Source organism: Halomicrobium urmianum (genome assembly GCF_020217425.1).
Lineage (GTDB): Archaea > Halobacteriota > Halobacteria > Halobacteriales > Haloarculaceae > Halomicrobium > Halomicrobium urmianum.
Window position 1 is genome coordinate 287,623 of sequence record NZ_CP084092.1, and the last position, 21,657, is coordinate 309,279.

At 67.7% G+C, this 21,657-nt stretch carries 18 protein-coding genes; 8 read left to right on the top strand and 10 right to left on the bottom strand.

Translation table 11 applies throughout. The features are described from left to right. Positions 1 to 11: 11 nt before the first annotated feature. The 3 genes from dctP to LCY71_RS20280 form a co-directional block, all read right to left on the bottom strand. A complete protein-coding gene (gene dctP, locus LCY71_RS20270) occupies positions 12 to 1,046 on the bottom strand; it encodes a TRAP transporter substrate-binding protein DctP (protein ID WP_225336380.1) in 1,035 nt (344 codons plus the stop codon). 243 nt (positions 1,047 to 1,289) lie between these two features. Beyond that, positions 1,290 to 2,264 carry a C-terminal binding protein gene (locus tag LCY71_RS20275; RefSeq protein ID WP_225336381.1) on the bottom strand — a complete coding sequence of 325 codons (975 nt, stop codon included), beginning with the start codon at positions 2,262 to 2,264 and terminating at the stop codon, positions 1,290 to 1,292. 134 nt (positions 2,265 to 2,398) lie between these two features. After that, positions 2,399 to 3,442 (bottom strand): zinc-dependent alcohol dehydrogenase, encoded by a 1,044-nt coding sequence (locus LCY71_RS20280; protein WP_225336382.1) that lies wholly within the window; start codon positions 3,440 to 3,442, stop codon positions 2,399 to 2,401. 148 nt (positions 3,443 to 3,590) lie between these two features. Here LCY71_RS20280 and LCY71_RS20285 point away from each other — a divergent pair, with 148 nt between their 5' ends. Continuing rightward, on the top strand, positions 3,591 to 4,370 hold the full coding sequence (locus LCY71_RS20285) for an SDR family NAD(P)-dependent oxidoreductase (protein WP_225336383.1): 780 nt from the start codon (positions 3,591 to 3,593) through the stop codon (positions 4,368 to 4,370). Between the two features lie 177 nt (positions 4,371 to 4,547). Here LCY71_RS20285 and LCY71_RS20290 read toward each other — a convergent pair whose 3' ends face one another. From LCY71_RS20290 to LCY71_RS20300, 3 genes are read right to left on the bottom strand one after another with little or no spacing between them, the layout of a single operon-like run. Then, complete coding sequence (locus LCY71_RS20290; RefSeq protein WP_225336384.1) at positions 4,548 to 5,687, bottom strand: UxaA family hydrolase; 1,140 nt, start codon at positions 5,685 to 5,687, stop codon at positions 4,548 to 4,550. Further along, positions 5,684 to 6,007, bottom strand: a complete 324-nt coding sequence (locus tag LCY71_RS20295) for a UxaA family hydrolase (protein WP_225336385.1) — start codon at positions 6,005 to 6,007, stop codon at positions 5,684 to 5,686. The genes LCY71_RS20290 and LCY71_RS20295 overlap by 4 nt, the downstream gene beginning before the upstream one ends. Further along, the gene (locus tag LCY71_RS20300; RefSeq protein ID WP_225336386.1) at positions 6,004 to 7,194 is read right to left on the bottom strand and encodes a UxaA family hydrolase; all 1,191 of its coding nucleotides are present in this window, start codon (positions 7,192 to 7,194) and stop codon (positions 6,004 to 6,006) included. Before LCY71_RS20300 ends, LCY71_RS20295 begins: the two co-directional genes overlap by 4 nt. Positions 7,195 to 7,428: 234 nt before the next feature. Here LCY71_RS20300 and LCY71_RS20305 point away from each other — a divergent pair, with 234 nt between their 5' ends. The 6 genes from LCY71_RS20305 (at position 7,429) to LCY71_RS20330 (ending at position 15,083) form a co-directional block, all read left to right on the top strand. Continuing rightward, on the top strand, positions 7,429 to 8,289 hold the full coding sequence (locus LCY71_RS20305; protein WP_225333529.1) for a fumarylacetoacetate hydrolase family protein: 861 nt from the start codon (positions 7,429 to 7,431) through the stop codon (positions 8,287 to 8,289). A 1,061-nt stretch (positions 8,290 to 9,350) separates the two neighbouring features. After that, positions 9,351 to 10,109: an IclR family transcriptional regulator gene (locus LCY71_RS20310; protein WP_225336387.1), complete on the top strand. Its 759-nt coding sequence runs from the start codon at positions 9,351 to 9,353 to the stop codon at positions 10,107 to 10,109. 119 nt (positions 10,110 to 10,228) lie between these two features. Beyond that, entirely contained in the window at positions 10,229 to 11,074 is an 846-nt protein-coding gene (gene rhcF / locus LCY71_RS20315) for a 2,4-diketo-3-deoxy-L-rhamnonate hydrolase (protein WP_225336388.1), read from the top strand. A 176-nt stretch (positions 11,075 to 11,250) separates the two neighbouring features. Further along, complete coding sequence (locus LCY71_RS20320) at positions 11,251 to 12,120, top strand: amidohydrolase family protein (protein WP_225336632.1); 870 nt, start codon at positions 11,251 to 11,253, stop codon at positions 12,118 to 12,120. A gap of 271 nt (positions 12,121 to 12,391) precedes the next feature. Beyond that, positions 12,392 to 12,907 (top strand): LUD domain-containing protein, encoded by a 516-nt coding sequence (locus tag LCY71_RS20325; RefSeq protein ID WP_225336389.1) that lies wholly within the window; start codon positions 12,392 to 12,394, stop codon positions 12,905 to 12,907. After that, complete coding sequence (locus tag LCY71_RS20330; protein WP_225336390.1) at positions 12,900 to 15,083, top strand: LUD domain-containing protein; 2,184 nt, start codon at positions 12,900 to 12,902, stop codon at positions 15,081 to 15,083. Before LCY71_RS20325 ends, LCY71_RS20330 begins: the two co-directional genes overlap by 8 nt. A gap of 1,103 nt (positions 15,084 to 16,186) precedes the next feature. Here LCY71_RS20330 and LCY71_RS20335 read toward each other — a convergent pair. After that, positions 16,187 to 17,029 (bottom strand): SDR family NAD(P)-dependent oxidoreductase, encoded by an 843-nt coding sequence (locus LCY71_RS20335; RefSeq protein WP_225336391.1) that lies wholly within the window; start codon positions 17,027 to 17,029, stop codon positions 16,187 to 16,189. Between the two features lie 139 nt (positions 17,030 to 17,168). Between LCY71_RS20335 and LCY71_RS20340 the strand changes: the two genes are divergently transcribed. Then, on the top strand, positions 17,169 to 18,113 hold the full coding sequence (locus LCY71_RS20340; protein ID WP_225336392.1) for an acetamidase/formamidase family protein: 945 nt from the start codon (positions 17,169 to 17,171) through the stop codon (positions 18,111 to 18,113). A gap of 114 nt (positions 18,114 to 18,227) precedes the next feature. Here LCY71_RS20340 and LCY71_RS20345 read toward each other — a convergent pair whose 3' ends face one another. The 3 genes from LCY71_RS20345 to LCY71_RS20355 form a co-directional block, all read right to left on the bottom strand. Continuing rightward, positions 18,228 to 19,154, bottom strand: coding sequence for a dihydrodipicolinate synthase family protein (locus LCY71_RS20345; protein ID WP_225336393.1), 927 nt, complete (start codon positions 19,152 to 19,154; stop codon positions 18,228 to 18,230). Positions 19,155 to 19,243: 89 nt separating this feature from the next. Continuing rightward, positions 19,244 to 20,410, bottom strand: a complete 1,167-nt coding sequence (locus LCY71_RS20350) for a mandelate racemase/muconate lactonizing enzyme family protein (protein ID WP_225336394.1) — start codon at positions 20,408 to 20,410, stop codon at positions 19,244 to 19,246. 74 nt (positions 20,411 to 20,484) lie between these two features. Beyond that, positions 20,485 to 21,624 carry a hypothetical protein gene (locus LCY71_RS20355; RefSeq protein WP_225336395.1) on the bottom strand — a complete coding sequence of 380 codons (1,140 nt, stop codon included), beginning with the start codon at positions 21,622 to 21,624 and terminating at the stop codon, positions 20,485 to 20,487. Positions 21,625 to 21,657 lie beyond the last annotated feature (33 nt).

Consider the following 21,657-nt stretch of genomic DNA (forward strand, 5'->3'; position numbering starts at 1 on the left):
GTCGGGAGTTGTTACTGGTAGCCCAGGTCCTTCTCGGCCTGCTGGATGGCCTCCTGCATGTCGTCGACCATACTCGGATCGTCCATCTCGTCGCGAATCAGCTCGCCGACGGGCTCCTGGGTCGCCTCGCGGAAGTCGTTGATGACGTCCTGCGGCGGATCGTAGACGGTGACGCCTGCGTCCTCGACGGTCTTGACGCCGCGTTCGCGCTGGACGCGGTTGATCATCCGGGCCTCCTGGGAGGCCAGCCGGCCGCCTTCGAGGACCAGACGCTGGTAGTACAGCGGGAGGTCCTGGAACCAGTCCTCGTTGCAGTGGATGAAGTTCATCGTGAACACGTGGCGGTCCAGGATGATCCAGTCGAGCACCTCGTGGAGGTCGCCGGAGATGACCGTCGGGATGGAGTTCTCCTGCCCGGCGACGACGCCCTGGTCGATCGCCTGGTACAGCTCGTTCCAGTCGATGGGCGTCGGGTTGGCGCCGAGTTCGCTGACCAGCTTCTGGTGAGCCTCGATCTGCATCGTCCGGATGTCCAGACCCTTCATGTCCTCGATGGACTCGATCTCGACGCCGGAGACGCCGAACGACCGGAAGCCGCCGTTGTCGTACCAGGTGAGCATCCGGAGGCCCGTCTGGTCGCGGAAGTCCGCCCACAGCTTGTCGCCGAACTCGTTGTCGAAGACGTAGTTGGCGACCTCGACGTTCCGGAACGCGTACGGCAGCGCGTACACGTTGATGTTCGAGTAGAACGGCGCGATGTGGCCCTCGGCGGTCGACCCGACGAGTTCGATGGACCCGGACTGGTTCTGCTCGACCATCTCACGGAGGCTCCCGAGAGCTCCGCCGGGGGAGATCTCGACCGTGAAGTTGCCGTTCGTGTTGTCCTCGATGTGCTTCTTGAACGTCACTGCCGCGCGGTGCTGGTGCTGCGTGATGTCCTCGGGCCCGGAGTGGCCGAGCGTGACCGTCATCTCCGGCATCTCGGCGTCGCCGCTGTCCGATCCGTCCCCGCTACCACTGCCGCCGCCACTCCCGCCTGAAGTCAAACTGCTACAGCCCGCGATAGAGGTCAGTCCAGCCGTCGCACTGATAGCCCCTGCCGTTCGCATGAAATTACGCCGATCTGGTGACATTGCGTACCGTGATTATCTACTATTGCAAATAAACCTTTCCAAGAGTTATGGAGAATCCTAAAACAAAATTAATTTTACATTTGTGCAGTATCGCTAACAATAGATGGGTGAGCGGCTACAAGAGTAGTGACGCTCGGCAGACCAGCGTGCGGACCGTTACGTGCGCTGGACTTCGCTCTCGTTGGTGAACCCGTGTGGCGAGTCGCCGTCGAGGTACTCGGTGATGTTCTCGGCGGCCTTGCGGCGGAGTTCTCCGAGCGAGTCCTCGGAGTACCACGCGACGTGGGGCGTCACGACGACGTCGTCGCGCTCGAACAGCGGGGAGTCGTGGGTCGGCTCCTCCTCCATGACGTCCAGGCCGGCACCGGCGATCTCGTCCGCCTCGAGAGCGTCGTACAGGGCGTCCTCGTCGACGAGCGGCCCGCGTGCAGTGTTCAGGAGGAACGCCGACGAGTCCATCTGCTCGAAGGCGTCGGCGTCGAACATGTGATGGGTCTCGTCGACCAGCGGCGTGTGGATCGAGATGACGTCCGACTCCGCGAGCAGGGTCTCGAAGTCGACCAGCTCTACGGGGTGGTCGGCGACGTCCTCCTCGTCGAGGTAGGGGTCGTACGTGAGGTACTCGAGGTCGAACCCGTCGGCCAGTTCGGCGAACGTACGGGGAATCTTCCCGAACGCCGCGAACCCGACGGTCATACCGGTCAACGACTCGATCGGCCGGCCGATCTTCCAGTCCCAGGTCCCGGACTTGACCGCCTTGTCGTACTGGGCGGTCTTGCGCGCGAGCGTGAACAGCAGCGAGAGCGCGTGGGAGGCGACCTCCTCCTCGCAGTAGGAGGGGACGTTCGACACGGCGACGTTCCGCTCCGAGGCGGCGTCGACGTCGACGTTGTCGACGCCGATGCCGTATCTGGAGACGATCTCCAGGTCCGGCAGCGCGTCGAGGACCGACTCGGTCACCTCGGCGTACTGGACGAGAAGCCCGTCAGCCCCCTCTGCGAGGTCGATCAGTTCGTCCTCCGTCTCGGCCGAGCCGACGACCACGTCGTCGACTCCGGCCTCGGCGAACACCGCTTCCTCGATGTCGGCGTCCGGAAAATCCGCTTGCGAGATTGCGATCCTGTGTGCCATCATCCGTATCTCTGCAGGAAGCGTCTTAAACGCTATCAACTGCTCGTCTCGTTTCCGATCGTTCAGGGACCGTCTCCGTGGCAGCGAGCGGCGACGTCCGTCGGGCCGCTCCCCGACGCCGTCACCCGGTCCCGTCAGTCGCGGAACTCGGCGGGATCGAACAGGACCTTGCAGGTGTCGCCGGCGAGGAACGTCTCGAAGGCCTCGTCGGCCTCCTCGAGGGAGAACCGCTCGTCGAGCATCGGTTCGGGGTCGACCTCGCCCGATTGGAGCATCCGCAGCGACCGCTCGAAGTCCTCGTAGGTCGAGGCGTAGGAGCACTGGAGGTCGATTTCGGCGCGGACCAGCGGCGAGTACTCCATGGTCGTCTCGCCGGTCTGGCCGACGAGGACGATCTGGCCGCCTTTCCGGACTTCGTCGACGGCCGTGGTGAGCCCGGAGGGGTGTCCGGTGGTGTCGAAGACCACGTCGTAGCCGATGCCGTCGGTCAGTTCCTCGCGGACGGCCTCGCGGTCGTCGGCGGCGACGTTCAGCGTCTCGAAGCCCAGTTCCTCGGCCAGCGGCAGGCGGTAGTCTGCGTCCGGGCCGACGCCGGAGACGACCACCTCGCCGCCCTGCGCGTCGGCGATCTGGGCGGTGAACAGCCCGATCGGGCCCGGTCCTTCGACGAGGACGCGGTCGCCGGCGCCGACCCGCGAGTTCTCGACGACCGCGCGAGCGCCGATGCTGATCGGCTCGGTCGTCGCGGCGTGGCGCGGGTCGACGTCGTCGGGAACGGGGTGGAAGTACCGCGCCGGCGCGGCGATGTACCCCGCGAAGGCCCCGTCGTGGTCGACGCCGGTGATCACGGCGTTCTGGCAGACGTTCTCCTCGCCGATCCGGCACTGGTAGCACTCCCCGCACGGCCGGATCGGCCGCTCGACGACTCTGTCACCGACGGCGAAGCCGGTGACGTCCGCGCCGGCCTCGACGACGCGGCCGGTGTACTCGTGACCGATGACGGTCGGCAGGTCCATCCGCTCGAACGCGCTCTCGAACTCGTAGATCCCGCCGTCGCTGCCGCACAGGCCCGCGTAGTCGACCTCGACCAGTACCTCCTCCGCGCCGGGCTCGGGCATCGGGCGCTCGACGACCTCGAGTGCACCCGCCTCTCGAGCGGTCTTGGCTAGCGCTCGCATGGGACTCGATTGCCTTGCCCCGGTCTTAGCTCTTCGGATAGCGAGAGAGGGCGACGACCGCACGGCTCCGCGCGGATCGACGACGCTCCGCCGAGGCGCTCGCCCGCGGTCACCAACCTCTATGTAGGTCGCGACAGAGGGGGCAATCGTGCCACTGGATTATACACACCACCCGGTGACGGTCGAGGGCAAGACGGCCGTCGTCATCGGGGCGACGAGCGGCATCGGACGAGCGATCGCACTGGGCTTCGCCGAGGAGGGCGCGAACGTCGTGGCCACCTCGCGGACGGAAGAGCGCGTCGAGCGGACGGCCGAGGAGATCCGCGAGCGCGGCGCCGACACCATCGAGGTCACCTGTGACGTGACCGACCGCGAGTCGATCCGCGAACTGCGCGACGCAACGATCGAGGAGTTCGGCGACGTCGACATTCTGGTCAACTCGCCGAGCTACATCGCCAGGAAGGGCGTCGCCGACGTGACCGAGGAGGAGTGGGACCAGGTGTTCGACGTCCAGCTGAAGGGAACCGTCCGCGCGACTCAGCTGTTCGCCGAGCGCATGGGCGAGGGGTCGATCATCAACATGGCCTCGGCCTCGGCGGAGTCGGCCATCCCGAACCTGGCCGCCTACACCACGGCCAAGGGCGGTATCGACTCGTTCACCCGCGTCGCCGCCGAGGAGTACGGCCCGGAGATCCGCGTCAACGCCATCCGGCCGGGCTTCGTCATCACCGAGCAGACGGAGGGCACCTACACCGACGGGGAACCGCGGTACGAGACGATCAAAGACCGGACGACCGACGAGCGCCTCGCCCGGCCGGAGGAGATGGCCGGCATCGCCATCTACCTCGCCAGCGACGCCGCCTCCTACACCACCGGCGAGATCGTCACCGTCGACGACGGCTTCCTGAACGCCACCTTCGAGGAGTGAAGGCGAGGCCGCTCGCTACGCTCACGGCCTCGGACTCAGCGAGCGGGAGTGAGCAGAGCGAACGACACGCGAGCCGCGAGGGCCCGACCAACGGGAGGAACCTCGATTTTGCGAGCGGGAGCGAACGCAGGGAGCGACACGCGAGCCCGCATCGGTCGACGGCGCTGACGGCGAGGGTCAGAGCGACGGGCCGACGCGCGTGATGGCGAAGTCGTCGACCCCGTGTCGCTCGGCGCAGGAGGGGTCACCGTCGAGCACCGCGGTGATCCGCTCGCGGAGGTCCGCGACCGAGGCCGTCGTCGCGTCCACGTCGACGTCGTCGGACAGCACCTCGTAGGTCGCCTCGTTCCCCGTCACCTTCACCACCGGCGCCACCGGATGGCCGGTGGGGACGCCCTCGTCGGTCACGTGGACGATTACCTGCGCGCCGGCGGCGACCAGGCCCGTCGCCGCCTCTGCGAACTCGGACGGCGCGTCGACGACCGCCAGCCCCCGGTCGAGGGTCGCTGGCGCCCCGTAGTCGCAGACCTCCCGGATCGGCTGGTCGCCCCAGGCGCGCGTCGCCGCCGCGAAGGATCGGTCGGCGGCGGCGCGGTGGACCGCCCGCGCCTTCGGCGGGTGCGCCTCGTGCCGGGCGAGCAGGGTATCGACGTCCGCCGCCGTCGCGTCGTCCGCTGCGGCCTCCTGGGCGGCCTCGGCGTGGGCGATCAGAGGCTCGCTCCCGGCGGCGACGACGCGCCCGCCGGCCGCGACGACCTCGTCGGCGAACGCTCCGACGAGCGGCGCGGCCTTGGCTACCGTCCCCTCCGCCAGGTCGGTGGCCACGATCCCGACCGTGAGGGCGTCTGCCCCCGCCGGCACCGTTTCGTCGGCCGCAGCCTCGACCAGTTCGCTAGCCGCCCGGGCGCCGCGGGCGATGGTCGGCTCAGTGCCGCCCGCCTCCTGGATCGACAGCTCACGGACGCGCTCTCCGGCGTCGTCCAGGCGCTCGGCGACGGCGTCGCTCTGGACGTGTTCACAGCCCAGGCCGACCACGACCGTCCCAGCGACGTTGGGGTTCTGCGCCACGCCCCAGAACGTCCGCTCGGTCTGCTCGTTGTCGGCGCCGATCTGGGCGCAGCCGTGATCGTGGGGCGCGCTCACCGCTCCGGGCACCCGATCGGCGATCCGGTCGGCCACCATGTGCGAGCAGATCACCGACGGGAGGACGAGCACGTGGTTCCGGGCCCCGACGGTTCCGTCGAAGCGCTCATACCCCTCGAAGGATAGGTCGGCGTCGGGTGCATTACCACTCGATCGGGCCTCGTCGGCACTCATGCTTCTCCCTCCTGTACGTCGCCGCGCCCCCGTCGACTCTCGCAGTTGTGAGTGTGGACCCACTCGCCGGGGTCGATGGTCGCGGCGGCCTCGCCGATCACCTCACCGTACTTGTAGACGGGGTCGCCCGATGCCATCGCCGTCAGCGCGACCTTGTGGCCGAAGGGGACGTCCTCGCGCAGCGTGACGGAGTCGCGCTCGCAGCGGTCGACGCCGTCGACCGGCAGTTCGCGGCCCGCCTCCAGGTCCGCGAGCGCCGTCGCGACGGTGTCGTCGTCGGTCATCACGAGCGCGACCTCGTCGATCACTGCGCCCTTCATATCGCCTCACCCCGCAGTTCGCCCAGCTCGTTGGGCTGGATCTCGTTGATCGCGAACTCCTCGAGGCGGCGGCGCTCGGCGGCCGTCCGCTTGCCGTCGGCCACCGACAGGAGCGCGTCGTAGACTCGCTCGCCGACCGTCGACAGGGAGTCCCCCTCGATGACTGTGCTGGCGTTCACGTCCATGTTGTTCGCCATCTCGTCCCACGTCCCCGGGTTACCGGTCACCTTGATCACGGGAGCGATCGGGTTGCCGGTGGTGCTCCCGCGGCCGGTGGTGAACGCGACGACCTGGGCGCCGCCGGCGACCTTCCCCGTGACGCTCTCGACGTCGTAACCCGGGGTGTCCATCAGCACGAGGCCACCGCCGACGGGGAGGTCGTCCGCGTAGTCGACGATCCCGCGGACCGGAGTCGTCCCGCCCTTCGAGATCGCGCCGAGGCTCTTCTCCTCGATGGTGGTCAGCCCGCCCTCCTGGTTGCCCGGTGACGGCTGGGCGCCGCGCATGTCGACGCCCATCAGCGCGGCCATGTCCTCGCGCACGTCGACCCGCTCGAGCAGGCGTTCGCGGACCTCGTCGTCGGCGCACCGCCCGGCGAGGATGTGCTCCGCCCCGATGAACTCGGGCGTCTCGCTGAAGCAGGCGGTGCCGCCGTCCTCGACGAGTCGGTCGCAGGCCTCGCCGACGGCGGGGTTGGCGGCGATGCCGCTCGTGGCGTCGCTGCCGCCGCACTCCACGGCGAACACGAGCTCGCTCGCGTCGGCCGTCTCCCGGCGGGCCTCCTCGATCTCGTCTGCGAGTGCCGCGGCGACCTCGGCTCCGCGGTCGACCGCGGCCCGCGTCCCGCCGGCCGCGCGTATCGACAGCGTCTCGACGGGCTTGCCCGACCGGGCGATCCGGTCGGCCACGTCGTCGGCGGCGATCGTCTCCGTCCCGAGCTCGACGACCAGTGCCGCACCGACGTTCGGGTTGCGACCCGTGCCGGCGAGCGTACGTTCTGTCTGTTCGCGCGCGCGATCAGGCTGGCTCGTCCCCATCTGGTGAGGCGTCGCCCTGACGGAGGCGTCGGCCTCCGCCGCGATCGCCTCGGCGATCGGGCTCGCCGTGACGGACGTCGGGAGCACCGCGACCCGGTTGCGCACGCCGATCCGACCGTCGTCACGGCGGTAGCCGGTAAACTCTGGCATATGAGAGTGCGTAACGACCACCGGGGGCTTAGATGTTCGGGACGGAAGGGCGATACTGCCGACGTCCGGTTCGGCGAACGAGCCGCGTGCGGCAGCGATTCAGTACCGTTTACCGGACGGCCGACCCAGTCTCGCCCACGCGGCACACGGTGGCCACAGCGCGGAGCGGCGGCCGCTCTCGGGAGGCAGTGGAAGGACGGTATCGTTAAGTGCCGAGCAGCGCCACGTTGTGCCATGCGCTATTACAGAGTGGCTACGGACGGGAACGCCCATCTCGTCGCCGAGGACGACGCTGGAGCGTTCGACCTGACCGCGGCCAACGAGCGGATCGACTCGTTCACGACGCTGGCCCGCTGTGCCGACGTGGCGGGGACGTCCATCGACGACCTCGCGCGCCGACATCGCGAGGACGCCCCGTCGGTCGACCTGACGGCGGCGGACGTCCGCGCCCCCGCGCGCCCGCCCGAGGTGTGGGCCGCCGGCGTCACCTACGAGATCAGCGAGGAGGCCCGCGAGGAGGAGAGCAACACGCCGGACCTCTACATGGAGGTCTACCGCAGCGAGCGCCCCGAACTGTTCCTCAAGTCGACGCCCTCCCGGACGGTCGGCCCGGGCGAGGCGGTCGGCGTCCGCGGCGATTCCGACTGGGACGTCCCCGAACCCGAACTGGGCGTGGTCGTCTACGACGGCGACGTCGTCGGCTACACCATCGGCAACGACGTCAGCAGCCGCGAGATCGAAGGCGACAACCCGCTGTACCTCCCGCAGGCGAAAATCTACGACCGCAGTTGCTCGATCGGCCCCTGCATCGCCTCGACCGAGTCCATCGACGACCCCCACGACCTCACCATGACCATGACCATCGAACGCGACGGCGAGGTCGTCTACGAGCAAAGCGCCGACACCGGCGACATGGTCCACAGCTGCGAGGAACTGGTCTCCTACCTCGAGCGCCACAACGAACTGCCCGAACTGACCGTCCTGCTGACCGGCACCGCGCTCGTCCCCGAGGACTACACCATGCACCCCGGCGACGAGGTCCTCATCGAAATCGAAGACGTCGGCACCCTCACCAACGGCGTCGTCGACGTCTGAGCCGCGTCAGCGGGTCTGGTACCACCATCGATCGGACCACACAGCCTGTGACCCAGAAGCGGGCCTGTAGCTTCAGGCAGCGCGCATCGATCGCAGTTGGTCCGCACTTCGCTGCTCGCGACGCAGTCCGAAGGCTGCCGCTCTGAACGGCGGCTAGTTTTCTCCGCCCAGCTGTAACGGGCGAGCGCATGTCCGCGGCCGCGTCCGAGGGTTCTCGGAGAGGGGAAAGTGACCCAGTGCCATCAGAGCCTCGTTGTTCAGAATCGGACTGTCGTCTGGAATCACAGGTGCCCTCCACTCACGGGGTCGACTGCGTCGTAGTGGTTAATAGATCACCCGTACACAAATATATCGCACCCGGTAGGAGAGGCGTAGTAACTCACAGGGGATACGTTTAGGAGGGCTCGGTTCTCTCGTTTCGATGTGAGACTGGTCGGCCGTCGCCGGAGTTCGGCTCGGAGCGGCGACGCTGCAGCGCGGGGGACGAAACGGTGTCAGTGAAGTACCAGTCGAGGGCCGAGTAGACGATCGGCCCCAATCACCGCCGGCGGGGAAACGCGATGAGACGGTAATTTCCGAGTTCTGGTTCGCGATAATTGCAAGCGGGTGTCGCCGGTAGCCGCTTCGAGCACCGGGTTCTTCGACGGCGACGCGATTCGGTCTCGCTCCGCCGACTGGCGGCCAACCGGTTCGTCACGCCCTGTCTCGAACTGGACGAGCGACCGTGCCAGAGACGTTGCCTCTCGGGATTCGACGAGGTACCTGTATCTGATAATTCGGCGGCAAAGAAAGGTATCCGGCATCCATACCAAGGTAGATGTTCCCACTCACTGTTTGTGGACGGATACGTCTTTGGGCCAGTATCGTGTATCCGGTAGACGCGGAAGGCCCGGTGGCAGCGCCCGGTCAGCACAGGACGGGACAGCCCCGTACTGCGCTCCCGTTCTCGTCGAATTCCCTGGTGTTCCGTCGCAGCGACGGCCTCGAGGGTCCGACGGGAGGCCGACAGGTCATCCGGTAGTAGCGGAAGGCTTTTCATCGATAGTGGTGACTTGGTGAGTATGCCCGATGCAGTCCCGGTGAACGCGGCCAAGATCTCCCTGGAGATAGTCGAGACGCTCCGCGAACTGGACGGGGCGGGCGTCTCGGAGATCGCCGACCGGCTCGACAGACCCACGAGCACGATCCACGATCACCTGCAGACGCTCGAGGCGGAGGAGTACCTCGTCAAGGAGGGGAGCACGTACCACGTCAGCACCCGGTTCCTCCAGCTCGGCGATCAGGCCCGGTCCCGCAAGAAGGTGTTCGAGATCGCGCGCCCAGAGATCGACGACCTCGCCGACAAGACCGGCGAACACGCCAATCTCATGATCGAGGAACACGGGCTCGGCGTGTTCCTCTACCGGGCCCGCGGCCCGGACGCCGTCCAGCTCGACACGCACGCTGGGATGCGCGTCCCGCTCCAGACGACGGCCCTGGGGAAGACGATCATGGCCAATCGCCCACGCGAGGAGGTCGAGGAGATCGTCGACCGACGAGGGCTGCCGGAGGTGACCGAGACGACGGTCACCGACCGCGAGGAGCTGTTCGAGGTGCTCGACGAGGTCCGCGAGCGCGGCTACGCGTACGACGACGAGGAGCGCGTCAAGGGGATGCGCTGCGTCGCGGCACCGATCACGGACGACGACGGGCGCGCCATCGCCGCCGTCAGCGTCTCCGGCCCCAAGAGCCGGATGCGCGGCGACCGGTTCTCGGAGGAGATCCCCGAGCTGATCCTCCGGAGCGCGAACGTCATCGAAGTGAATCTCACCTACTCCTGAGACTGCCGGCTACAGGTCCAGAGAGGCGTTCGATCCCCGGAGTGGCGAATGTCTCGGAATAGCCACAGCCGGCAGTATAAACGCAACAGTTAGGTTCCGGGCGCCGGCACTCACACTCGATGCAGTTCGTCCGATACACTACCGGCGGTGCCCCGGAGTGGGGCGTTCGACGCGACGACGACATCGTACCGCTCGCGGGGCTCCGCGAGGACGTCAGCTACCAGCAACTGACCGATTCCGGTTTCCTCCGGGTCGTCGAGGACGCCGTCGAGGCCGCCGCCGACAGCTCCGTCCCGGCCGAGGAGGCCCGCCTCCTCGCGCCCGTCCCTCGTCCCGGCAAGATCGTCTGCGTCGGCATGAACTACCACGATCACGCCGAGGAGCAGGACGAGGAGGTGCCCGACCAGCCGCTGCTGTTCGGCAAATCGCCGTCGTCCGTCACCAATCCCGGCGACCCCATCGTCCACCCCGCGGAGCTCGATGAGGTCGACTACGAGGTCGAGCTGGGCGTCGTGATCGGCCGCACCGCGAAGGACGTCGACGCGGCCGAGGCCCGCGACTACGTGGCGGGGTACACGGCGATCAACGACGTCAGCGGCCGGGACGCGCAGTTCGACGACGGCCAGTGGTTCCGCGGCAAGAGCTTCGACACGTTCGCGCCGATGGGACCGACGCTGGTGCCCGACGAGTACGTCGACCCGCACGGCCTTGACGTCGCCTGTCGCGTCAACGGCGAGACGAAGCAGGACTCGAACACGGAGGAGTTCATCTTCGACGTCGACGATCTAGTCGAGTATATCAGCGGGTTCACGACGCTACGCCCGGGCGACGTCATCTCGACCGGCACGCCCGGCGGCGTCGGCGTGTTCCGCGACCCGCCCGAACTGCTCGAACCCGGCGACGAGGTCGACGTCGAGATCGAGGGCATCGGGACGCTGACCAACTCCGTCGTCGCCGAGGAGTAGCGACCCCGATCAGGAGGCCCGCGCCTGTTCGAACGGCGCAAACCGGTGTCCGGAGGCGAACGGATCGCCGACGAAACCACTACCGTGACGGCGACTGCCCGTCGCGGTGAACGGGACCGTCCCTTCCCACGCCGCAGGTAACCCTTAGTACGCCGTCGGCCGTTGGCGCTCGTATGGTGCTGGACACGCACACGCACGCCTGGGGAGCGGCCAGCGAGGAACACCCCTGGGTCAACGGGCCGATCCTCGACCTCGTCGACGGGTTCGACGTCCACGCGGTGTACACCGACGACCGCCTGCTGCGGGACATGGACCGCAACGGGATCGACGAGGCCGTCGTCGTGGGGTATCCCATCTGCGAGTGGATGGACAACTGGTACACCCTGCAAGCGGTCGAGGGGAGCGATCGGCTGTACGGCATCGTGATGCTCGATCAGTTCGCCGACGGCGCGGCCGACCGCCTCAGGGAATACATGGCCGTCGACGGTATCCTCGGGATCCGACTGGGCGCCGCCTGCCCGTACGATCGGATGTGGGAGACGTTCGACCCGAGCGTTGACTGGCTCCGGGACGCGATCGAGGAGGAGGCCTTCTGGGAGGCCGCCCGCGAGACCGACGCCGCCGTCCAGATCCTCTGTGACTACACCCAGCTCGACCAGGCTCTCGAACTGGTCGAGACCTATCCCGAGCTGACCTACCTGTTCGACCACTTCGCCCACGCGGGGCCCGGCGTCTCCACCGACGCGGAGACGTTCGCCCGGTTCGAGGAACTGGCCGAGTACGACACCGTCGCCGTCAAGGTCTCCGAAGTGGTCCACCGCTCGAACGAGGGGTTCCCCTACGCGGACATGCACGACGCGGTCCGGCGGTTTCTGGACGTGTTCGGCCGCGAGCGCGTGATCTGGGGATCTGACTACCCCAACGTCAGCGACGAGGCCGAGTACGGCGAGTCCCTGCACTGGCTGGATCAGGTCGACGGCCTGTCGACGGGCGACCGGAAGTGGCTCACCGACCGGTCGTTCCGCCGGCACGTCGGACTGGAGTAGTCGACGGGCTGCCGGCGAAGTGAGCAGATAACGTGAGGGGGTCAGGCACGGGACGTCTCGCCCTAACGGTCCATGAGAGGGGCAGTGACGGTACCTATTCCCGTGCGTGCAAAAGATTCGCACGAGGGGGTCATAAATACCGGGTATCCTCCCGGGTGCGGAGTCCCCGCCCGACCGGGAGCGAAGGCGGACGGAGTTCCGGCATCCGCCGACGGTTCCCTCGACCCGCAAGTTACATGCCCCGTGATACGGTACAGTGGGCCACATAACCATGTCAGCAACGCCAATCGATTCCCTGGCGTCGGCGCTATCCGCCCTCGACGTCCCCTGCGAGCGGACGACACCGGACGAGTTCGGCGAGACGCTCGCGGAGCACCTCCGCGGACCCGCCGTCGGCGTCTCGCTCGACGGCGTCGACGCCAGCCTGTCGAGGACGGACGTGACGGTCGATCCGACGCCGGCCGAACTCGACGCCGCGCACACCGGCGTGACGCCGGCCTCCTTCGCGATCGCCGACTACGGATCGGTCGTGATTCCGACGACGGAGACCGGGACCGAACTCGTGAGCCTCTTCGTGGACCGCCACGTGGCAGTCGTCGACGAGGCCGACGTCGTCCCCGGGATGGAGGCCGCCTTCGACCGCTTCGGCGACGAGTTCCGCGCCGACGCTGGCAGCGGCATCGTCGCCACGGGGCCGAGCGCGACGGCCGACATGGGAGCGCTCGTCCGCGGCGCGCACGGGCCCAGCGAGGTCCGCGTGATCGTCCTGGAGGACGACGATGAGTAAGGCCGATCGGCTCCGCGAGGTGATGGCCGCCGAGGGCGAGGCGGTCAGCGAGAACACGCAGGGGTTCAACGCGGGCCGCTACGAGTCCGTCGAGCGCCTCGAGGACTACGAGGAACTGAAGGCGAAGGCCCGCTCGATCAAGGAAGACGCCATCGAGCGGCTCCCCGAACTGATCGACGAACTCCGCGAGACGATCGAGGACAGGGGCGGCACGCTGTACGTAGCCGACGACGCGGCCGACGCCAACGACTACGTCAGGTCGGTCGTCGACGACCGGGACGCCGAGCGGGTCGTCAAGAGTAAGTCGATGACCTCCGAGGAGATCGACGTCAACGAGGCCCTCGAGGCGGACGGCGTCGACGTCGTCGAGACGGACCTCGGCGAGTGGGTGCTGCAGGTCGCCGACGAGGCACCGAGCCACATCGTCGCGCCCGCCATCCACAAGTCGCGCGAGGACATCGCACGGCTGTTCAACGAGCGGTTCGATCCCGACGAGCCCCTGGAGACCGCCGAGGAGCTCACGACCTTCGCGCGCGAGCACCTCGGCGAACTCGTCGAGGACGCCGAGGTCGGCATGACGGGCGCGAACTTCGTCACCGCCGACACGGGCACGATGGCGCTGGTGACCAGCGAAGGCAACGCCCGGAAGACCGTCGCCGCGACGGACACCCACGTCGCCGTCGCCGGCGTCGAGAAGGTGATCCCCAGCGTCGAGGACCTCCAGCCGTTCGTAGAGCTGATCGGTCGATCCGGGACGGGGCAGGACATCACCTCCTATATCTCCCTGCTGACGCCGCCGGTCGGGACGCCGACAGTCGATTTCGGCGACGACGAGACGCCCATCTCGGAGTACGACGACGACCGGGACTTCCACCTCGTGCTGATCGACAACGGCCGGACGGCGATGCGCGAGGACGACGACCTCCGGGAGACGCTGTACTGCATCCGCTGCTCCGCGTGCTCGAACTCCTGTGCGAACTTCCAGCAGGTCGGCGGCCACGCCTTCGGCGGGGAGACCTACTCCGGCGGCATCGCGACCGGCTGGGAGACCGGCGTCGAGGGACTGGACACCGCGGCCGAGTTCAACGACCTCTGTACCGGCTGTACGCGCTGCGTCGACGCCTGCCCGGTCGGCATCGACATCCCCTGGATCAACACCGTCGTCCGCGACCGGATCAACCACCGCGGCGAGGAGGGCCAGTTCGACTTCCTCGTCGACGGGCTCACGCCCGACGAGGAGACGGGCTCGCCGTCGCTGCAGAAGCGCTTGTTCGGCAACTTCGAGACCGTCGCGAAGGCCGGGTCTGCGCTCGCGCCCGTCTCCAACTGGCTCGCAGACGCGTTCGTCTCGCGGGCCGCCATGCAGCGGGTCCTCGGCATCGACGCCCGCCGGGACCTCCCGGAGTTCCAGCGCGAGACGCTGGTCGACTGGTTCGCTGATCGGGACGTCACCGTCGAGAATCCCCGTCGACGGGCCGTGCTCTACCCCGACCTGTACACCAACCACGTGCAGGTGGAGCGCGGGAAGGCCGCGGTCCGCGTCCTCGAAGCGCTCGGCGTCGACGTCGTCGTGCCGCCCGCGCCGTCGAGCGGTCGCGCCCCGCTCTCACAGGGGATGGTGGCGACGGCCCGCGACCACGCCGAGCGCGTCGCGGCGACGCTGGAACCCCACGTCCGGGACGGCCGCGACGTCGTCGTGATCGAGCCGAGCGACCACGCGCTGTTCGAGCGCGAGTACGAGCGACTCCTCGACGAGGCGTCGTTCGAGCGCCTCGCGTCGAACGCCTACGAGGTCATGGAGTTCGTCTACGGGCTGCTGGAGAATGGCGCCCCGGCCGACGCGCTCGCCCGCGGCGACGGCGAGGCCGTCGCGTATCACAGCCACTGCCAGCAGCGGACGCTCGGCCTGGAGCCCCATACCGTCGCCGTCCTCGAGGACCTGGGCTACGACGTGCTGACCTCGGACGTCGAGTGCTGCGGGATGGCCGGGAGCTTCGGCTACAAGGACCAGTACTACGACGTGAGTATGGCCGTCGGCGACGAGCTCCGGGAGCAGTTCACCGACGACGACGCCCGCGACCGGACGGTCGTCGCCAGCGGGACGTCGTGTCTCGACCAGCTGGACGACCTGCTCGAACGGCCGACGAGACATCCGATCCAGTTGCTCTCCCCGTAACGTCTCCCGCCGATCTGTGTCCGGTCCTACCGGAAGGCTGAGGACGGGGAACTTCTACGAACGGTCGAGATCCCCACTCTCAGACCGGTTCTATCACCGAAGCTGCCCCAGTAGCGCCGTACGATCAGACGAACACGGCAACTCCCGACGTGTAGTTTCCGCACACACCGGAAAATCTGATAACAGAGGTACGGTTGTTATAAAATAGACTATTCCGTTTCTCTCGCCGCAGAGTCGCTGTATCGGGTGGTACGACGGATCTGGTTGGTTTCCGACACCGTCGGAAGCGTTCGTTCGACGGCCGCCCTGATCGCTCGGCTTCTCCGGATCACAGTGAGCAGCAACGGCCACCGGGTCGATCACTGATCGGTTCTGCCTCCCGTTCATGTTGGTCTGCCCGGTCTAAATAGGCCACGACGGGACTCACGGTGAACCCGTGGTCGACAGTGAAACGCCGATACTAGTGCGACCTGATAGTTCACCCGTTATGTTTCTCTGACTAATCATCTGGACGGGCTAGCGGTCCTCGGTTTCACTCCGCAGCAGAATTACTTTGAGCAAGTGACATCGATCAGTCGAGGCACCGCTATCGGGACGTTAGACCCATATAAAACTATAATTCAGGACATTCGTGCTGTATCGATCGGGTCCCGTTCGTTCTGCCGGACAGAGATGCGCAGTGGGAGTCGCCCCGGAGTCGAAGACTTCGCGTAGCGGATGTCAGTCGTTTCTGGGGAGACGAGGGGCCTTCGTGCCTCACAGACGATCCGATGATCGTCCATCGAACAGCCGACGTTCGTCGCACCGCGCCCGACGTGAGCAGTGGAGCAGCACCGATCGATAACTAAACAATCAATTCGACACATATTACAGTAAACTTATATTTCCTTCGGACGGGCGTTGCTACTGATCTCGGTGGGCGGCGTCGCGTCTCGTTTCACAGAACGCGGTCACGGCAGTCGCTCGCAGAGGCGAGACGGACGAATCCGGCAGAGATCACTGGAACGTCGCTCTGGTAGACTCGTCTGCTCTCGCCGGAACAGCGCCTCCGTGAGGAAGCGAGTCGAAACACGGGCACTCAGAGCGACGGCCGGAGCGTGACTTCATCGACTGCTGGGGGCCTCGTCAGCCTGATAGATCTCGTTCACGAAAGACGTCGGGAGACCAGCCGTGAGCCCCCCGTCGACGACGACGTTTTCGCCGGTGATGAACCCCGACCGCTCCGTGGCGAGGAAGAGCGCGGTGTCGGCGACCTCGTCCGGGCGGCCGAAGCGACCGAGCGGATACTGGTCGAGCCAGCGGTCCCGCGCGCTCGTACCGCCCGATCGGTCCTCGGTGTCCTCCATCTCTTCCTTGCGATTCTGCGTCTCGATCGTCCCCGCCGAGAGGACGTTCGACCGGACGCCGTACTGACCGTAGTGGGTCGCGACGTTACGCGAGAGCGCCAGGAGGCCGCTCTTGGCCTCGGAGTACCCCGCCAGTCCAATACCGAACAGGCCGTTGACCGAACCGACGTGGATCATCGATCCGCCGCCGGCGGCGATCATCGCGGGTAACGCCTCGCGCGCCAGCAAGTACGGGCCCTTCAGGTTGAGTTCGACCGTCCGCTCGAAGGTCTCCTCGTCACAGCGATGCAGGAGGTCGGCCGATTCGTCGGCACCGCCGGCGTTGTTCACCAGCACCCGGAGGTCGCCGAACTCCTCGATGGCGACGTCCACGAGGTCGCGGACCGCATCGGCGTCGGTCACGTCGCACTCGACTGGGACGACGCGCCCGTCGTGCTCGTCGGTAAGCTGGTCGGCGACCGGTTCGACGTCCGCGCGCGAGCGGGAGCAGATAGCGACGTCGCCGCCGGCAGCGGCGAAGGTCTCCGCGATCTGGCGGCCAATGCCTCTCGACGCGCCGGTGACGATAGCCGGGCGGTCGGCCAGGGACAGCTCTATCATATCGGTCTGACAGAGCCCCGCAGGGACAAAGAAGGTTACCCGCCCTTCGACGCGAGGCGGTCGAACCCGTCGAGAGCTCGTTCCGCCGTCGCGGTCGCCAGAAGCGCTTTCAGCCCGCCAGCCGATGGATCGGACATCGATGGACGTCGATCACTCGCTCAGCCACGAGACGGCGCTGCACACGTCGTGGAACAGCTCCCTGTCCCCCGGGCTCCGCGTCGAGTCGGGCGAGGTAGTCTCCTTCGACTGTCTGAACGACTCCGGCCCGCGTATCACGCCGGAGACGCGGAGCGAGGACCTGCCCGAGACCGAGTTCGTCGGTCACCACCTCACCGGACCGGTCGCCGTCGAGGGCGCCCGTCCCGGCGACGTCCTCCAGGTCGAGATACTCGAGGTCGGCCACGACGACTGGGGGTACACGCTGATACGGTCGGGCGAGACGGGCAAGGGCCTGCTCCCGGCAGCGTTTCCCGACCCGTTCGTCTATCACTGGGACCTCGACGACGACGTCGGCCACTTCGAGGCGGGGATCGAGGTGCCGCTCGCGCCGTTCCCCGGCGTCGTCGGCGTCGCACCCGCCGCGGAGGGTCCCCACTCGACGGGGCCACCCCGTCGCGTCGGGGGGAACCTGGACGTGAAACACCTGACGGAAGGATCGACGGTCTACCTCCCCGTCGAAGTCGACGACGCCCTCTTCAGCATCGGCGACGGGCACGCCGCCCAGGGCGACGGCGAAGTGTGCGTCACCGCCATCGAGACGCCGCTGCAGGTCACCGCTCGCCTCACGGTACGCACTGACCTGGACCTCGACTCCCCGCAGTTCGAGACGACCGGCCCGTTCACCCCGTCGGGTCGGGACGAACCGACGTTCGCGACGACGGGCATCTCCGACGACCCCGAAGAGGCGGCGAGGAGCGCAGTGAAGGCGCTGGTCGACCACCTCCACGACCACCACGGGCTCGCCCGGGAGGCGGCCTACGTCCTGTGTTCGGTCGCAGCGGACCTCAAGATAAACGAGGCCGTGAACGAGCCGAACTGGGTTGTCTCTGCCTACCTCGCGAAGCGGCTGTTCCCGGACGAGTGAGCGGGACCCCGCAGTGACCGAGACGCCGCGGTGAGCTGGACGGCGAGACCGACCGGACAGCCGGGAAGCGTGGCCGCTCTGGAACGCGCAACTGAGTCGGGCGACGGGGAGCGGTCAGTCGAGGTCGAGATCAGTCAGTCGGTCGTAGTACTCGCGGCAGCGGGTCTTCACTTCGTCCGGGAGTTCCGCGAGCGGCTCCCGCACCGGCCCGCCGTACAGGCCGGCCAGTTCCTGTCCGTACTTCACCGACGGGACGTTGTTCGCGGCGTCGAAGTCGCTCCCCACGCCGCTCTCGTCCCGGAGGTCCTCGTAGGGTCGCAGTCCGTCACGGATCCGTTTCGCCCGATCGAAATCACCGGCTCGAACGGCGTCCGCGAGCGCGAGCACGGGTTCGGGGGCGAAGTTCCCGATCCCCGTCGTGAAGCCGGTCGCCCCCTCGAGCGCGTAGGCCGGGACGAACCGTTCGGCGACGCCCGTCGACCAGACGACGTCGCCGGGCGTCCGGGAGACGGCCTTCGCGAACAGGTCGACGTCGTTCTGGGCGAACTTCACGCAGACAACGTTCTCCCGCCCGGAGAGCGCGGCCACGTTCGCGAGCGAGAGGCGGGGCCCGCGCTTGTACAGCACGACGCCGAGGTCCGTCGCGTCGGCGATGCGTTCGTAGTACGAGCGGATGCCGTCCTCGTGGACGTAGGTGTGCCTCGGATACATCACCAGGACCCCGTCGGCCCCGGCCGCCTCGTAGCGTTCGAGGAGCGAGAGCGCGTTCTTCGTGCTCCCTCCCACGCCGCCGATCACGATCGCGTCGTCACCGACCGCGTCGACGACCGTCCGGACGACGCCCGCTCGCTCGTCGTTGGAGAGCGAGTAGTACTCGCCCGTGTTGCCACAGGGGACGAAGAGGCTCGCGCCCGCGTCGCGGAGGAACTCGACGTTCGCCGCCAGCGCGTCGTGGTTCACGGCCGTCCCGTCCTCCGTGAACGGCGTCGGAAGCGTGAATCCGGCGTTACTAAGTCCCTCCTTCAGCGTCTCGTATGCCATGGGATAATTGCGGCGAGCGAGATCAAAAAGGTTGGTCGCCGACGCACGAAGGCCGTGAAAGTGGCGGCGCGTCTCCGGTCAGTCCGACGTCAGACCCGGTACTCGTCGACGGCGTCCATATCGACGTCCACGCCCAGTCCGGGTTCGTCCGGAACGGTCATGCGGCCCTCGGTGACCTCGAACGGCTCAGCGATGACGTCGTCCTCCCAGCCGTAGTACGTCGTGTCCGGCGGGAGCGAGAAGCCCGGCAGACCGTGCACTGCGTGCAGAACCGCGGCGGTTCGGACGCCGAGGTCGAACGCGCAGTGGTGCGTGCAGGGGACGCCGGCGTCCTCGACGATAGCGGCCTGCTGTCGGAGGCCCGAGATGCCGCCCGCCGGGGTCAGGTCGAGGACCGCCACGTCCATCGCCCTCGCGTCGACGAGCGACCGGAGGTTGTTGGGGATGTAGGTGTCCTCGTTCGGGGCGATGGGCTGGCGGAGGCGCTGGCGGAGCATCGCGAGCGAGTCGTGGGCGTTGACCCGGATCGGCTGTTCCATGTACTGGAGGTAGATCCCCGAGTCCTCGAGGGCGGCCCCCACGCGGACGGCCTGGTCGAGCGACCAGCCCTGGTTCGGATCGAGGCGGAACTCGAGTCGACCGTCGACCTCGTCGTGCATCGCCTCGATGCGGGCGACGTCCTGTTGCCAGTCGCGGCCGGCCTTCGTCTTGAGGACCGAGAACCCCGCGTGGAGCGCCTCGCGCGCCTTGACCCGGGACTCCTCGGGCGAGAGGATGCCGAGGCAGAACGCGAACTCGACCTCGCGGTCAGTCGCGGACTCGGCGTCCGCCGCGTCGGCGTTCATCGCCGTGGTCTGCTGGGGCGCCGTCGACCCGCCCAGGAGTTCGAAGACGGGCCGTTTCAGCGCCTTTCCGGCGATGTCCCAGCAGGCGGTCTCGACGGCGGCGAAGAACAGCTCGATGTTGGTGTACTCGATGAACACCTGCCGGCGGAGCCGCTCGACCTCGAAGGGCGACTGTCCCTCGATCAGCGGGGCGATGCCGTCCTCGATGATCGCCTCCGTCGCCGCGGGCGAGAGGAAGGTCCGCATCTCCCCCCAGCCGGCGATTCCCTCGTCGGTGTCCACGCGGACGAGGACCCGCTCCATCGAGTCCACCTGGCCGTGGTTGGTGACGTACGGACCGATGCCGAGGCGCTCGTCGAGGTCGACCAGCGGGACGTCGACAGTGATCGCAGTCACGTCGGTTATCTCCATAGGCTCCTGTGGCAGTGCCAGCGCAAATAACTTACCGCCGCGCCACCCCGCCGTCCGGATCGCAGTCGTTCGGATCAGGCGGTCGCCGCGTCGATCCAGTCCAGCGACCGTTCGGGCAGGAGCCCGTAGTTGTAGAAGGACACGCGCGGAACGCCCGCGGAGCGGAGTCCGTCGACGACGTCGACGACCGTCGCCCGGTCGTGAACAGCGGGGTGTCCCGGGAGGACGCCGACGTGAATCGGGACGTCGGGCGTGAGCGCGTCGACGGTCCGATAGGCGTCGAGGACGGCCGCGCGAGAGGACTCGTAGGCCGGCAGGCAGTAGTAGTCGACGTGGTCCGCCAGGCGGTCGACGTCCGCCCCGACCAGCCACTCCCGGCCTGCCTCGGGCATTCCGACGTAGTACCCCAGCGGCGTGTCGCCGGCGGCGTCCGCGAGGTCGGCGTACAGGTCGACGAGCGTGTCCTCCCGGACGGCCACGTACTCGGCGACCTCGGGGTGCCCACGGAGCCACCGTTCCGGGGCGAGTCCGTGCGGAACGTCGCCGCCGACGACGGCGTCCAGCGTGTCAGCGGCGGTGTCGCGGGCGCGATCGACGTCCACCCCGGCGTCGGCGGCCGCCGAGCGGCAGTGGTCGCAGAAGCACAGGCCGAGCAGGAACTCCCCCAGCGTCCCGAGGCGGGCGTGGATCTTCTGGTGGTGCCACCCCCACCCCGTGCCGTAGAAGTAGTCGAACGTCTCCAGTTCGATCCGGTCGAACTGCGCCCTGTCGGCGAGGTCAGCGACGAGCGCGGTCAGGTAGGTCCGCACGGCGGGGTTCGACGGACAGAGCCCGAAGACCAGGTCGTCGCCGTGGGGCGACTCGATCGTGACGTCGGGGTTGGCCATGCCCAGCCGCGAGTTGTGACAGCCGACGGTCCACGACGTCAGCGTCAGCTCCTCGAGGTCGTCGGCAATAGCGGCCACCCAGTCGCCGTCCATGCCGTCGTAGGGAATCGGTTCGAGCCGTCCGTAGCCATCGCCGGGTCTGAAGTACGCGCTGGCGCGCGCGAAGTGAGTCCGGCGTTCCGGATTGTGCGGCGCGAACGCCTGAACCGAGTGGTAGTTCGTCGCGAGGTTCACCTCGTCGACGCCGACGTCGCGGAGTCGATCGGCGACCCGGTTCGGTCCCTCGTCGCGGACGTCCCAGGGATAGGCCCAGACAGCGAACTCCATAGGACGAGTGCGAACGGAGCGGTAGTAAAACTC

Excerpts from the sequence above, each read along its gene's own strand:
- LCY71_RS20275 (WP_225336381.1), bottom strand. The coding sequence starts at position 2,264 with ATGGCACACAGGATCGCAATCTCGCAAGCGGATTTTCCGGACGCCGAC.
- LCY71_RS20280 (WP_225336382.1), bottom strand. The coding sequence starts at position 3,442 with ATGCGAGCGCTAGCCAAGACCGCTCGAGAGGCGGGTGCACTCGAGGTC.
- LCY71_RS20290 (WP_225336384.1), bottom strand. The coding sequence starts at position 5,687 with ATGAGTGCCGACGAGGCCCGATCGAGTGGTAATGCACCCGACGCCGAC.
- LCY71_RS20295 (WP_225336385.1), bottom strand. The coding sequence starts at position 6,007 with ATGAAGGGCGCAGTGATCGACGAGGTCGCGCTCGTGATGACCGACGAC.
- LCY71_RS20300 (WP_225336386.1), bottom strand. The coding sequence starts at position 7,194 with ATGCCAGAGTTTACCGGCTACCGCCGTGACGACGGTCGGATCGGCGTG.
- LCY71_RS20305 (WP_225333529.1), top strand. The coding sequence starts at position 7,429 with ATGCGCTATTACAGAGTGGCTACGGACGGGAACGCCCATCTCGTCGCC.
- LCY71_RS20310 (WP_225336387.1), top strand. The coding sequence starts at position 9,351 with ATGCCCGATGCAGTCCCGGTGAACGCGGCCAAGATCTCCCTGGAGATA.
- rhcF (WP_225336388.1), top strand. The coding sequence starts at position 10,229 with ATGCAGTTCGTCCGATACACTACCGGCGGTGCCCCGGAGTGGGGCGTT.
- LCY71_RS20325 (WP_225336389.1), top strand. The coding sequence starts at position 12,392 with ATGTCAGCAACGCCAATCGATTCCCTGGCGTCGGCGCTATCCGCCCTC.
- LCY71_RS20330 (WP_225336390.1), top strand. The coding sequence starts at position 12,900 with ATGAGTAAGGCCGATCGGCTCCGCGAGGTGATGGCCGCCGAGGGCGAG.
- LCY71_RS20335 (WP_225336391.1), bottom strand. The coding sequence starts at position 17,029 with ATGATAGAGCTGTCCCTGGCCGACCGCCCGGCTATCGTCACCGGCGCG.
- LCY71_RS20340 (WP_225336392.1), top strand. The coding sequence starts at position 17,169 with ATGGACGTCGATCACTCGCTCAGCCACGAGACGGCGCTGCACACGTCG.
- LCY71_RS20345 (WP_225336393.1), bottom strand. The coding sequence starts at position 19,154 with ATGGCATACGAGACGCTGAAGGAGGGACTTAGTAACGCCGGATTCACG.
- LCY71_RS20350 (WP_225336394.1), bottom strand. The coding sequence starts at position 20,410 with ATGGAGATAACCGACGTGACTGCGATCACTGTCGACGTCCCGCTGGTC.
- LCY71_RS20355 (WP_225336395.1), bottom strand. The coding sequence starts at position 21,624 with ATGGAGTTCGCTGTCTGGGCCTATCCCTGGGACGTCCGCGACGAGGGA.